Below are 13,962 nucleotides of genomic sequence, written 5' to 3'. Positions count from 1 at the left end.
ACCGCACAGGGCGCCAACTGCAGCTGCAACTTACAGCTTGGCGCCTTTAACACCGCTGTAACCGTATACCAATGGAGCAGTAACGTTGTTTTTATCGTCAGTAGGTGTAACAGTCATCATCAGCTCGGTGTAGCTGATTACGATAGTTTCAACCGGACGGTCACCAGAAACTGACATCTGATAGCTGCTGATCATGGCATCAGTCAGTTCAATTTTCATGATTTCTTCAATTTTGTCGCCCTGCTTGGTAATGTGAAATACTGCCTTCTGGCCTTTACCGATAGTGGCTTCTTTGAATAAATCCGGTGATGCTTTGTCTTGCAGTTTAGTAATAACAATATCGTTTAACCGGGTAGAGCTGGCTTCACGGTCCATCGCAGTACCGGTGTATGAAGTTAACTCACGGTGAGAACCCCAATCCATCGATAGTACGGTGATCATGTCTTTGAATTCATCAGCGGTTGATTCGCCTTTGATCGCGCCATACTGCAGGTAGGTATTTGCTTGCATGCTATGCTCCTTTTGCATATTTAAAATAGTGTCCACTCAGGACAGGTATAAACCCGGGCAAACCACACCCCGGCCAAACGCCAAAAAAACACTCCCTTCAACCACTCTGCGTACAGCAAACATAATTAACAATGTTTAAACATTAAAGCGGAATTTGTCGGTAAAGCACTTTTTTAAACTGAACAAATTATACATTCAAAGTAAGTATGATCAACTTTTAATTAACTATTTATATCTATTTTTAACCTTAAAGATTGCAAGCTATATTCATGATAGCTTGAAATCATATTTGTTTAATAAATGTAATATTTAATCAACAGCAAAGTCGAAATGTTCATCAGTAACACGCAGAGTAACGTGCCCGATGGGTTGCTGCCGGGCACTGCGTTGCAGGATTAACACCGACAACTCTGGTAACAAACTGTTTTGCAGAATATTGTGAATGGTACGGGCACCGGAGCCGGCGTCCTGACAACGACTGACGATAGCATCAATCACCGGCTGCTGATAACTGAAAGCCGCGCCGTAATGTTGTTGCAGACGCTTTTCAATCCGTTGCAGTTGCAGGCGGCTAATCTTTGCCAGAATATCGTCAGCCAGAGGCAAATACGGAATGACATTCAAACGTCCCAGAAAAGCTGGCTTAAAAATTTGCAGTAAGTCATCTTTTAGTGCTTTGCCAAGGCCTTCAACTGACGGCGCAGTATCAGGATCTTCAAACAACCGCATAGTGGTGTCGGTACCCACATTTGACGTCATAATTATAATGGTGTTTTTAAAGTCGATATCACGGCCTTCACCATCTTTAATGGTGCCCTTATCAAAAACCTGATAAAAAATATCCTGCACCCCGGGGTGGGCTTTTTCCATTTCATCCAGTAATACAACGCTGTATGGTTTGCGCCGCACCGCCTCGGTCAGAATGCCCCCTTCGCCATAACCGACATAGCCCGGGGGTGAGCCCAGCAGCAGTGATACTTTATGCTCTTCTTTAAACTCTGACATATTAATAACGGTCAGATTTTCTTCGCTACCATACACCTGCTCAGCGATTGCCAACGCGGTTTCAGTTTTACCAACGCCACTTGGCCCGGTTAGCAGGAAAATGCCGTTTGGTTTCTTTTCATCAGCCAGTTGCGCCCTTGAGGTTTGCACTGTTCGGGCAATAAGCGCCAATGCATGTTGCTGGCCCACAACTCTTTCAGCCAGGTGCTGCTCCAACGCCAGTACATTATTAATTTCATCGATATGCATTTTGCCAAGTGGAATGCCGGTCCAGTCTGCCACCACTTCAGCAATAAGTTGCTCTGTCACCTGCCAGTGCACCATAGGGCTGGCAAGCTCCGCTAATGATGCCCGGATCTCAGTTAATTGCTGTAACAGCTGTTCCTTTTCGGGCTGCGCAGCAGTACCGGGCTCTGCGTCAGCGTCAGCCTTATGCAGGGCTGCAGCCAGCTCACGAGCGCGCATTACCCACTCGCGTTGGGTTTGCCATTGTTGCTGCAACTCTTGCAGTGTAATTTGTGCCGCTGCCAGTTGCTGCTGTAATTCCTCCAGCTGACTGGTATGTTGCACGCCCAGAGTTTGCTCTCGTTGCAGCACGCTGATTTCGCTATGCAGCTGGTCTACCCTTCGCTGCTGATCCTCTACCGTGCCGGGCACCGCATCCTGGCTCATCGCCACCCGGGCACAGGCTGTATCAAGCAAACCCACTGCTTTATCGGGCAACTGACGGCCATTTATATAGCGATCTGACAAGTATGCTGCAGCCTGCAGCGCCTTATCAGTAATACTGACACCATGGTGCTGTTCCATTACCTTAAGTAAGCCGCGCATCATTAACACGGCTTTAGCCGGGCTGGGTTCTTCAACTTTAACCACCTGAAAACGTCGGGTTAAAGCTGCATCTTTCTCAAAGAACTTTTTATACTCAGCCCAGGTGGTGGCAGCAATGGTTCTTAGCTCCCCCCTGGCTAACGCCGGTTTCAGTAAATTAGCAGCATCGTTTTGCCCGGCCTGGCCACCGCTGCCAATCATGGTATGAGCTTCATCAATAAACAGAATAATCGGTGTGGGGCTTTGTTTCACTTCGTTAATCACGTTTTTAAGGCGGTTTTCAAATTCGCCCTTCATGCCGGCGCCGGCCTGCAGTAAGGCCAAATCAAGCACCTTTATTGCTACAGACTTCAGCTTTTCAGGCACGTCTGCCGCGGCAATTCTAAGCGCCAGACCTTCTACCACGGCGGTTTTACCCACCCCCGCTTCACCGGTTAAAATAGGGTTATTCTGGCGCCGGCGGGTTAAAATATCTATCATCTGGCGGATTTCAAAATCGCGGCCAACAATAGGATCAATTTTCCCGGCCCGCGCCTGCGCGGTTAAATCAATAGTAAACTGATCGAGCGCCAGCGTTTTGCCGCTCTGTGCAGCGTTTAGCATGGCAGGCGCAGTGCCCTGCTCTGCTGATTGTGCCGCCAGACTCGGCCAGACCCGCAGCAACTCTGCCGGATTAACGTTATCCAGCTCTGGGATCCGGCGCAGCACTAATCCTGCCAGACTTTCATCCTGTAGTAAGGTGTACAGCAAATAAGCACTGCGGATCTGACGATCAGAAAATTCAATAGTGGTATTAAGCCAGGTTGCTTTTAACCAGCTGATAAGTTGCACAGATATGCCGGGTAATGAGTTATTACCGGTTTTCAGCTGCTCCAGCGCTTGCTGCAGCTGCTGTTGAAGTTTGCCGGTATCGACGCCAAAGCTGCGAAACAATAAATTAAAATCAGCATTGCCTTGCTGTATCAAGGCGTCCAGCCAGTGTTCAATTTCCACGGTATAGTGGCTGCGTGACTGGCAACGTGCTGTCGCCGCTTCCAGTGCCTGCTTACAATCATTATTAAGTTTTTCAACCAGACTTTTCAGAGAACTTGTCGACATACATGCTTCCTGTGCAATGTTTAAAGCCGGCTCAGGCTAAAACCAACCTGAGCAGGATGCTGCGATATTGCAGCGCGAATAGTTAAGCGGCTACCGCGGCCAAGAGCAGTTTGCCGGCTACCCAAACGGGTGCAGGCAAAATCCTGGTGCTTTCCTTTGATAACCAGCCGTACCTGCAGATGAGGGTCAAGATAACGGCTAACCATTTGCTGAATTAACCGATAACGGCTGGCGCCTGGTAATAAGTCGGGTAGCTTTTCAGGCGGGGCATCAACCTCAATCACTACCGCAGAACTGACATCCCACACCCGTTGCCCAAGCATACTGGTATGGCCAAGTGCACCACTCTGCCCCTCCGGCATTGTGCGGGAAGAAAGCCGGCTTTGTTCAGTAACATCCAGAGCTAACCAGCGTCCGGTCAGTGATAATACCCGGGCGGTAGCACCCACTAACTCTGTTAACATTTGCTGCAGAAACTGGGCCGGGCGATTACGCTGACTAAACGCACCGGCGTAATACAAACCAAGGTTATCCCGACAGCCTGTTAATTGTTGCAGCAGCTTACTAAACGGGTCATTCAGGCCATCTGCATTTTCATACTGACAGGCAAAACGGTATTTTTCCCATGCCCGGTAATACAATGAGATCAGCCGGTGATTAAACATATCGTAGAAATCACGCATGGCGCCGTCGCGCTGCTTCAGACGTTGCAGCACCATTTCAGTATAATGCTGGGGCAGCACGCCACTTGGCCCGGTTAACCCCAGAAAACTGACATAAAGCTCCAGTGCCAGCTTGTCATTACTGTTGCTGCGGGCATTGGCCTTGTTAATTGGCTGGCCGGCAAACCCCAGATGCTGCTCTGCTTTAAACCGGACTAACTCTGCCGCTGGAAATGCATCACGGCCGACACCATGCCATTGTTTTTGCTCGGTACTCAGCTGGCGCTCTATCTGGTATACCGCCTGGTAGAAGTCGAAATCTGCCGGGCTGGCCACTAATGTTGCTAAGCTCATGCAGGTAACCTCACAACAACACCCTGCTGCCTACTCTGGCGGGCCAGCGATGATAAATCTGCTCGTGCTCTTTCAGCTTAACGGTTAGCCTTGTGTAGCTGTTGATACTGGCGTACTGGGCAAAAAAAGCATCCAGAATATTGGCAAAAAAGTAAACGTTGCTACCCGCATAAGCCGACTGACTAAACTCAAGCAAAATTTCAGTGCCGCTGCATACCGCAATCCGGCCCTGCTGATTAACTCTGGCCGAGCCGCTGCTCAGGCTCAGGCCAACAATGCCATCTATCAGTGCTTTAGACTCCGGCGTACAACGAAAATCATATAGTCTCAGCGTTTCCTGCAACACGCTAAGTGCTTCATCGCCACTGAAATGATTCAGGGTAAGATGATTAACCAGCTGCCAGCGGCTGCTTTCGGCCAATGCCGGACGAACACTCATTGTTGGTGCGACCAGACAGCGAACTGACTTAATTACATCAGCATGTTTACTGATCGCAAATTCCGGCTCTCCACCACCAAAAGGCAAATATGCCGGCTGGTTGCGGTTGCTGCACAGGGCATTAACCTGAATTACCCAGTTTTGCTGCTCATCATCGCTGCTTACCCCTTTAAACTGACGGTCAACAATAGATAAATACACTTCGGTACCAGCTTCTGCATATCCGCCAGCCCAATCGACAAATTCCCGCCGGGTGTGCCAGAACAACTGTTGCTGCTGCAAATAATCCGGGTGCCCCTGGCTGTAATAAGGATTAAGCGTTAATTCATTACCCTGTGGATCAAATGCCTGAACCTGCTGCACCTGCACCACTTCACAGACATCGGCATCAAGGTAACGCGGCGCCAGCCGGTATTCATACTGGGCCGACTCTAACTTAACCGGCTCAAGCTTCTGTTTAAATAAATTAATAACCGGTGTACAACCCAGTAGTACGCTGTCGGCGGTAACATGCCGTTCCAGCTCATCAGCGCTTTCTGCCAGATAAAAATACAAATCGACTTTATCGGCAACACCAGGCCAGTCCGGGTTAAGATCCGTCAGCGCGAAAAACAGAAACTTTTCCGGACATAAAAATTGCTCGACTAACAGCCGGTAACCACTGAAGCTGCGCTGGCTGTAAGGCACCACCTGCTCGTCATCTGCAAAGCCAACAGCCTGAATGTGCCGGGGCTGCAAAAAGCGCATCTGCTCAGGCTGCCCGGCCGGCGCCACCCCGATACTGATCACCTGCCGGACAATAAGCTCAAACAGCTTGTACACATGGTGGCGTTGCCCATTCAGATAAAACCGCAACTTAGCAACGGCCAGCTCACTGAAGGACGTGTTATCAAATTCACAGGCTAAGCTCAGTTTTAACAACGCTTTAGCCGTCTGACTGGCGGGCGGTTTCGGCGCGTGAAAGGGCGCATTTTTAAATTCGGCCTGGACAACTTCAACCGGCCAGATATCGGTGTTATAACAACTTTGAAAGGTACAGGGCTTTAAGCCTTCTGCCCTAGTTTCAAATTCTGTACCGCGTTTAATGGTGATGCCGGACGTCGATAAATTCTGACTAACCATCTTCAGCACAGATATTGACGGGATTGGCGCCTGATAATCGGGATACATCTGGCCAAGCAAGGCATCGGTTAATTCCGGAAAACTATCGTCTAACTTTTGCCTGATCTGGGCGCTTAGCAGGGCGAAAGCTTCGATCAACCGTGATACATGCGGATCTTCCACGGTTTCTTCACTTATCCGCAAGCGGCCGGCAATTTTCGGGTACTTTTCAGCGTACTCGGCCCCCATCCTGCGAATAAAAGTCAGCTCACGATTGTAATACTTCAACAACTCATCATTCATTACTGATAATCCCTGATGGTCAGCCCTAAGTGAACCGGCTCTACTTCGGAATCAAACATAATGTGTTCCGGCTCCGGATCTGCGTACAACAGCGCCTGAATGCGTAACCGCAGCACCCGTTCAATACTTTGCTGCTCGTCTGGCAGAGACACTTCAACCTCAACAAAGCGGGGTTCAAAACGGCGGATACACTGCTCCACCGCCCGACACAGTTGCTGACGACCTTCAGTTGAATCGACAACCATTACTGAAAAATCCGGCAGGCCATAGTTAAGCAAACTTTGCGAAAGCTCACTGTAGCTCTCGGGCCAGACATGCCATTGCACCCGGGTGTTGAGCAGGTTTTCCAGATCACGCCGGACACTCTGGCGTAACGCTTTTAAATCAAAGCCACGACGTTGCCGGCCCGAATCCTTCAGGCCAGGTGCTTCATCTATCAACCGATCAAGCAGCGACATTTGCAGCGCCTGTTTCTGATGCACTTTCATCCAGATTATTCAGCCAATGCTGCCGTAGCAGATACGGCGTATTCATTTTGGTCACTGCGCGCATCCAGCTCAACCAGATCACTTAGCGCCACGGCTTGCTCACCCAGTAAAATCATCTTCTGGCCACTGCCGGTAACCAATCTGGCATCGTGCTCATGCCAGTCGGTTTCCCTGCCAAGCTTAAGCGACGGATCACTGCTGCTAACAGCGTTTTCCGCTGTCGCAGCAACATAAATCAGCGGCAAAAATGCTTCACCCTGAGGGCCATCAATAATACTGATATCAACCCGCCGCCAGATAATATCCAGCAGGCTTTTCGGCGGATGCAACTTTAAACTGGCTATCTGCTCAAAACCGGCCAGGTAATATTTACCATCAGTACCAAACAACTCCAGATAACCACCCAGACTGTCATCCAGATCGCGAATATCGGTATGCAATTGTCCAGCCTGCTCCATCGCCACCCGGGGCCGCAACTGCTCCATTTCTGCCGCCGCCAGCGCTGCAGCGCTGGTATCCTGTTCGTGCAGCGCTAAACGCAGCCGCAGCAAAGCGCTGAACATGGGTGCAGGTTCACCAAATAAGGTAGCGGTCATGCCGCCCTGGTAAAAATCCCGCCTGGCAGTTTCAGCCCTGATTAACTGCCTGACATTGACTGCGCCCAGTAAAAAATCCGGGTGCTGACGTACTATCATATCCAGCTGGGCATCGGCTTTATCCAGCTCACCGGCAATACACAGCAACTCAACATATACTGCGCGCATCTGGGCATTCAGCGGGTCATCTCTGAGCACCGTTAATGCGTGCTCTAATGCGCCCTTTAGCTGACCGCTACTGATTAATGAATTAAGTTCTTTCATAAAAATTTCCTCAGGCTGACGCCTTTTGTTTCGGAGACAGCTCCGCGACTAATTTTACTGATGTCACCATCTGGTCCAGCTGAAAATGCGGCTGCAATTGAATAACTGAATAGTAACGACCTGGCTGGCCGCGTTTCTCTTTTACCTTTATCCGGGCCTCACGCAGCGGTCTGCGGGCTCTAACCTCATAAGAGGCATCTTCTGAGGCGGTGGTATAGTTATGCAACCAGCGCTGTAACTCCTGCTCACATTCTTCTGCCGAAACATAGCCGCCAACTTTGTCACGGCCAATAACCTTGATGTAATGGGCAAACCTGGCTACGCATAAGATGTACTGCAACATGGCAGATAAACGGGCGTTCACCGTAGAAAGAGTTTTGTCGTAGGCTTTTGCCTCCTGCACTGAGGCATTGTTGTAAAATGCATAGAAATCACTGTAAGGCACGGCCGAAAGCGGCACGAAGCCAGCATCGGATAACGAAGCCTCAAACCGGTGTCCCACCAGCAAGTTTACCGATGGCTTGTTAAAAGACTGATACTTATCAGTTTCATACTGACTGACTGGCAAATGGCTCACCAGGCCAAAGTTATAATGCCCTGCTTTCATACCCCGGATCTGCCCAAACCAGCCCGACTCGCTATAAGCCCGCACCAGTACGCCGGCAAACGCCCAGGCAGCATTACCCCACAAATAATCGCGCTGCGGCCGGCTGAACTGCTCTTTAAACACAAAGCCTTCACTGCGGCTGCCATCATCTTTATAAGGTGGTCGCATCAGTACCTGCGGTAGCACCAGGCCTAAAAACCGCGCATCTTCCATATTACGCAGTGCCCGCCACTTTACATATTCAGGTTGTTTGAACTGGCTGGCGATATCAGCTACCTGGCCAAGTTCAGAGAAATGATCAACCCCGAAAAGTGACGGATGAGCGGCGGTAATAAAAGGCGCGAATGCGGCGGCGGCGGTACGGGCAACTTCTTTTAAGGTGTCCAGATCATTAATGCTCTGGCCGCGGCGGATCTTATGGCTTATCTGATAATCGCCAATAATCACGCCAAAAGGCTCACCACCTGCCATATCAAATTCATTGTCATAAATAAGTTTGAAAAAATCACTCTGATCAAAATCAATTGCCCGGTTGATATCTTTACTCAGTTCAGGCCATGACAGGGATATTAATTTAACTTTTACTTTCTGCTCGCGATCATATCGCTCAGCCTGCTCAGTTAAGTACAACAGACCACGCCAGCTTGCTTCCAGCTCTTGCAGGGGGGCGGAATGTAAAATGACATTGATTTGCCGATTAATCAGATTGTCAATTTCAGCAATGGCCCGCCCCAGCACCGGGGTAACAAAGGCTGCGCTGATGCATGGCCGACTTTCTATGTGCTGTAACCAGTACAATATTGCTTTTAACGGATCCGATTCACGCAAAAACCGGCTGAGCAATCCCTTGCGCGCCGCGCTGGCATAAGACGGACAAGCCTTACAGTCTTCCTCGATATCGAAAACTGTGTCGGTAACAAACTTAACTGCGTCAACCATGACCTGTCCGTCCTTACTTCAACAAAGCCGCTGTTAATACTCAGCCAGCCTGGCTTAGCTGCCCATTTCCGGAATTTTGGCTACCAAACGTAACGAAGTAGACAATTCTTCCAGTTGCAGCCATGGCCGCAACCACGCCACGGCGTTGTAAGAACCCGGTCGTCCCGGGATCTCACGAACCTGCACTTTGGCATCAGCCAGCGGATAGCGGGCACGCACTTCCTGGCCGCTTCCTTCTGAGGCGTTAACGTAGGTTAGGATCCAACGGTTGAGCCACACTTCCACATCTTCGGCTTCCATAAAGCTGCCAATTTTGTCGCGGGCCAGTACTTTTAAATAATGGGCAAAACGGGAGGTTGCCATCAGATAAGGCAGACGGGCAGAAATAGCAGCATTAGCCGTTGCTTCCGGGCTCTCGTATTTCTTCGGCTTTTGGGCGGTCTGAGCACCAAAAAACACTGCATAATCAGTATTCTTATAGTGACAAAGTGGTAAAAAGCCCATTTTACCAAGTTCAGCTTCACGCCGATCGGTAATGCCAATTTCAGTTGGGCACTTCAAATCCGGGTCGCCATCATCACTCATAAAGATATGTGATGGCAGGCCTTCTACCTTGCCGCCGCCTTCAGCACCCCGTATTGCCGTGCAGAAACCGTACTGAGCAAATGCATTCGTCAACCGGCTGCCCAGCACATAGGCGGCGTTCATCCAGCAATAATGGTTATGGTTAGTATTTTTGGCGACGGCCTTCTGGGTATCAAGTTCAAACTCTTCATAGCCAAACTCCTCCACCGGACTGGTAGAACTGCCGTATGGCAGACGGGCAAGTACCCGTGGCATCGTCAGTGTAACGAAGCGCGAATCATCGCTGTCACGGAATGAACGCCATTTCGTGTATTCCAGCGATTCAAAAATCTTCTCCAGATCGCGCGGTTTCGACAACTCAGTCCACTCATCAAAGCCGAATAACGCCGGCGACGCACTGGATAAGAACGGGCAAAAGCCAGCGGCAGATACGTTTGACATATAGGTCAGCGTTTCAATATCTTCCGGATGGTTTGTAAATTCGTAATCACCAATGATGGCGCCATAAGGCTCGCCGCCAGGGGTGCCAAATTCAGTCTCGTACACCTTTTTAAAGGTCTGGCTCTGATCAAACTCCACCGCTTTGCTTAAATCTTTGTACAGCTCTTTCTTGCTCATGCTAATCATGCGGATCTTCAGCGAGCTGCCGGTTTCAGAATTTGTTACCAGGTGATTCAAACCGCGCCAGCTGCCTTCGAGTTTCTGAAAGTCTTCGGCATGCATAATGGCCGCCAGCTGATCAGATATCAGACTATCCAACCGACTGATGGCCTCATTAAAGGTTACGGTCAGGTTTTTGTTCCAGCTGACTGTGCCGCTCATCGCTTCTTCAGTCAGAGTACGAATCAGCTCTTCGGCGCGGGATGCGTCAGTTTGTTTGGTGGCTCCGATGGCCTGATCAAGCAGCGATGCTAATTCTGCGCTGCCGCTTTCATGGCTTTGTGCTAAGGCTTCCGTACTCATTTTATTTGTCCTCTAAGTTCAGTTCCTGCGCCAGTTGTTGCAGGTCAGCATCACTGTTAAGTACCCGTTCCAGGATATTTTCCAAATCTTCAGAGCGATCAATCTTGGTCATTAAATCGCGCAGTTTATTCCGGGTTGCCATCAGTTTTTCCAGTGGTTCAACCTGCCGGACAATGGCAGCAGGCTCAAAGTCCTGCATTGATTTAAATTCCAGATCTACAGCAAACTCACTGCCATCACCGGCCAGCTTATTTTCCACTTTAAAATTAAGCTTCGGGTTCATCCGCTTTAACACTTCGTCAAAGTTGTCGCGGTCAATCTGGACAAAACGACGGTCTTTCAGTGGCTTCAGCGCCTGGGTGTTGTGGCCGGCAAAATCGCCCATTACACCAACGACAAAAGGCAATTCCTTCTTAACTGCGTTACCTTCTGTCTCAACATCATAGGTAATGTGGACTCTGGGTTTGCGCACCCGTGACAACTTGCTGTGAATACTTTCCATTTACTCTCTCCTATCATTTGTCTGTCGTGGCCGCGCAGGCAACGCTGGCCGGTTGCACTACTTAGTCTGCGGTATCCCCGCCAGACGAAAATAATTGTTTCGGGTATTACTATCGTCAATCAGCTCTTGCAGCAGCTCCGGCAATGTCAGATCACTCCAGCGGATCACCTGTTCAAGCGCGTAGGACATTGGCGAATGAGGCTCAGTCTTTCGGAAAAATTCGACAGCTTGCTGCAGCGAGCGAATAACCTGCTGGCGTGACTGCAGCTGCTCATCAACAGTATTAATACTTAAATTGGCAATCTCACCGTCAGCATCGGCCACTGCGGCGCTATCGTCTGTTACTTTCAGTTTATCTGCTGCCAGGTAGGTCACCGCATCCAGACATTTCTGCATCGCTTTGCTTATTGCGGTTGTTGGCTGTGGTTCGCCGCCCATGGCTGCGTCCATCGCATCCGACAATAATTTAAATTCGGCGATAGCCAACTGAATGTCGTTAAATAACTGCTGATAAAAACCCGCCGTAGATTCCTGTACAGCCTGCTGAATAAGCTCAAGGCTTGCTATTCCAGCATCGGCGCGTTGTTTTTGTTTTGTTTCGTCTTTACGCGATAATTCTGCCGCGCGCACATATTGCCAGCAGGCAAAGCAGCCAACCGACGTTACTTCGGTCAGCGGAATACTTAGAATTGGGGTAATCAGTGCACCATCGCCTTCATAGCCGTTAAGGCCAATCAAAGGGGCGATTCGGGCCTCCATGCCCTCGTCATCCGGCAACGGATAAATATCCTGCCAAAAGTGTTCAATAAGAAGCCGGGTCGCTTTAAAACCTGCAGCCAGACCGGCAAAGCCCTCTGTCCGGCACCAGGCTTCAATCAGCCAGGCTGCGTACTCAAGATCTTTGCTCTGGTTCATCAGAATATCGGGTAAGGCCTGAGCCAGTGGCCGCCAGTCCAGCACCAATGATTGGAAATCGTCGTCTTCAAACAGCATCGCCCGCTCATTTGCCCGGGCCTGACTACGAACATCTTTTAACGTGTAATATTGCGAGGTGGGAGAAATATCACTGCGTGGATCAATGCCCGCGGTGGCCTGGGCCGCCACGGGGTTAATTAACATATCAAAATCTATTAATTCACTGCGATCCATCACAATTAACCATTTAAACCATTAACAGCAAAATATGTTACTTTATAGTTCACCAAATAACAACAATGCAAACTATATTTATACATTTTTTAAGTTTAACGGTATGGTTTTATCACTTGAGTTAACATTACTTATACTTTGCAGCTTTACCAAGATACTGGTGACGTTGTCTTTAGCCCCGGCAACCAGCGTAGAATGTAGCAATGCTTTACTGGCATCGGCTAAATCATCATGTTGTAAATACTGGAAAATTTCATTATCAGGTAACTCTTTTGTTAATCCGTCTGTACACAATAAAAATAAGTCACCTGGTACAGATTGATCAGATACCACTGCAACGTCTAATTCAGTATCCACGCCAACAGCCCGGGTAATAACATTCGCCAGTTCATGACTTTCAGCTTCACTGGCAGCAAGTAGCCCCTGTGCTACCATTTCGTTTACCTGGCTATGATCGTGGCTCAGTTGTTGTAACTTATTATTACGCAACAAATAGCAACGACTGTCCCCTGCCCACAACAGATGATAACGATCAGGCTGAATAAAGAGCACGACAACCGTTGACCCGGCCATGGTGCCAAACAACCGCTGCTTGCTGTATTGAACAAGCGCTTTATTTGCATTTTGTAAGGCCTGGCTCAGCATCGCAGTGGTTAATGCCTTGCCAGCACCATCGACCACTGTTTTTAACATATCCATCACCATCTGACTGGCCACATCGCCGGCAGCATGGCCACCCATGCCATCCGCCACCGCCCACACCCCTGCTTCTGGCAGCGCCAGGCAGGCATCCTCGTTAAGTTGTCGAACTAACCCCTTGTGACTCTGGGCATGAAAAGCAATTTGCATAAACTGAAACCGTCCGGATTAATATTGAATATGTTTTTGCTGCCAGTTCCAGCGTGACCAGTCGCCGTCAAGCATGGCTGCGTACTGACTTACCTGGGGTAAACCAGATGTAACCAGCAGACAGGGTGCAACCTTGTCAGAGCCGGCAGTCCACCACAGGCAGTATCTGGAAAACTGTTGTAAATAGCTCTGATGAAGCAGCGCAATAGTGTCCAACGGCTGACTGGCACTGATTGTCCAGGCCGGGCGGATAGCCTCGTTACTGCTTTGGCTGACGCTAAACCGCGGCGATGTTGGCCAGGCAAAGGGCGTATCTGCAAGGGTTTTCAGCCAATGTTGCAAATTAAAACCCTCCTCCAGCGTTGCCAGCGCCTGCTGCTCAAGCGGGCCACACCAATCCTGTTCATGCCACGCCTGAACCGGGGTAACGGCCAGCTCAGCGGCCAGAGTAAAAGGGTAATGGCGGCCAACCTGATCGACCGACGGCATTAAGGTTCCCGCCATTGCCTTATCACTACACACCCCGGCTGATAACGCAAAATGCCAGACCGGGCTGGTTAAATATGTCTCCAGCCAGCTCTCAGCCAGTTGCTCACGGCTGACCGCCAATACTGCTTGTAGCCATTCGTTCCAGCTGTCAACAAAAGCAACATCGAGTCCCTGCGCCAGAAAGTCGCCCTGACTGACCACTTTGCCGCAAATACCAACGCTTGCCAC

General features: G+C 49.7%; 12 protein-coding genes. All 12 read right to left on the bottom strand.

The features are described 5' to 3' along the window. Positions 1-30: 30 nt before the first annotated feature. A complete protein-coding gene (locus KQY15_RS11410) occupies positions 31-510 on the bottom strand; it encodes an Hcp family type VI secretion system effector (RefSeq protein ID WP_217669332.1) in 480 nt (159 codons plus the stop codon). Between the two features lie 309 nt (positions 511-819). Beyond that, a complete protein-coding gene (tssH, locus tag KQY15_RS11405) occupies positions 820-3,444 on the bottom strand; it encodes a type VI secretion system ATPase TssH (RefSeq protein ID WP_217669331.1) in 2,625 nt (874 codons plus the stop codon). A gap of 20 nt (positions 3,445-3,464) precedes the next feature. Next, positions 3,465-4,460 carry a type VI secretion system baseplate subunit TssG gene (gene tssG / locus KQY15_RS11400; protein WP_217669330.1) on the bottom strand — a complete coding sequence of 332 codons (996 nt, stop codon included), beginning with the start codon at positions 4,458-4,460 and terminating at the stop codon, positions 3,465-3,467. A gap of 10 nt (positions 4,461-4,470) precedes the next feature. After that, positions 4,471-6,303, bottom strand: coding sequence for a type VI secretion system baseplate subunit TssF (gene tssF / locus KQY15_RS11395; RefSeq protein ID WP_217669329.1), 1,833 nt, complete (start codon positions 6,301-6,303; stop codon positions 4,471-4,473). Next, positions 6,303-6,761 carry a type VI secretion system baseplate subunit TssE gene (tssE, locus tag KQY15_RS11390; protein ID WP_254795669.1) on the bottom strand — a complete coding sequence of 153 codons (459 nt, stop codon included), beginning with the start codon at positions 6,759-6,761 and terminating at the stop codon, positions 6,303-6,305. The genes tssF and tssE overlap by 1 nt, the downstream gene beginning before the upstream one ends. A 35-nt stretch (positions 6,762-6,796) precedes the next feature. Beyond that, complete coding sequence (locus KQY15_RS11385) at positions 6,797-7,651, bottom strand: type VI secretion system accessory protein TagJ (protein ID WP_217669327.1); 855 nt, start codon at positions 7,649-7,651, stop codon at positions 6,797-6,799. A 10-nt stretch (positions 7,652-7,661) separates the two neighbouring features. Further along, entirely contained in the window at positions 7,662-9,197 is a 1,536-nt protein-coding gene (gene tssC / locus KQY15_RS11380; RefSeq protein WP_217669326.1) for a type VI secretion system contractile sheath large subunit, read from the bottom strand. Between the two features lie 54 nt (positions 9,198-9,251). Further along, positions 9,252-10,745: a type VI secretion system contractile sheath large subunit gene (gene tssC / locus KQY15_RS11375; RefSeq protein ID WP_217669325.1), complete on the bottom strand. Its 1,494-nt coding sequence runs from the start codon at positions 10,743-10,745 to the stop codon at positions 9,252-9,254. A gap of 1 nt (position 10,746) precedes the next feature. Then, positions 10,747-11,247: a type VI secretion system contractile sheath small subunit gene (tssB, locus tag KQY15_RS11370; RefSeq protein WP_097109783.1), complete on the bottom strand. Its 501-nt coding sequence runs from the start codon at positions 11,245-11,247 to the stop codon at positions 10,747-10,749. A 57-nt stretch (positions 11,248-11,304) separates the two neighbouring features. Beyond that, positions 11,305-12,396, bottom strand: coding sequence for a type VI secretion system protein TssA (gene tssA / locus KQY15_RS11365; protein WP_217669324.1), 1,092 nt, complete (start codon positions 12,394-12,396; stop codon positions 11,305-11,307). Positions 12,397-12,474: 78 nt separating this feature from the next. After that, a complete protein-coding gene (locus KQY15_RS11360; RefSeq protein WP_217669323.1) occupies positions 12,475-13,245 on the bottom strand; it encodes a PP2C family protein-serine/threonine phosphatase in 771 nt (256 codons plus the stop codon). Between the two features lie 18 nt (positions 13,246-13,263). After that, on the bottom strand, positions 13,264-13,962 hold the full coding sequence (gene tagF, locus KQY15_RS11355) for a type VI secretion system-associated protein TagF (RefSeq protein ID WP_308160241.1): 699 nt from the start codon (positions 13,960-13,962) through the stop codon (positions 13,264-13,266).

The organism is Arsukibacterium indicum (assembly GCF_019100565.1).
Taxonomy (GTDB): domain Bacteria; phylum Pseudomonadota; class Gammaproteobacteria; order Enterobacterales; family Alteromonadaceae; genus Alishewanella; species Alishewanella indicum.
This window is presented reverse-complemented; position numbering and strand designations above follow the sequence as displayed.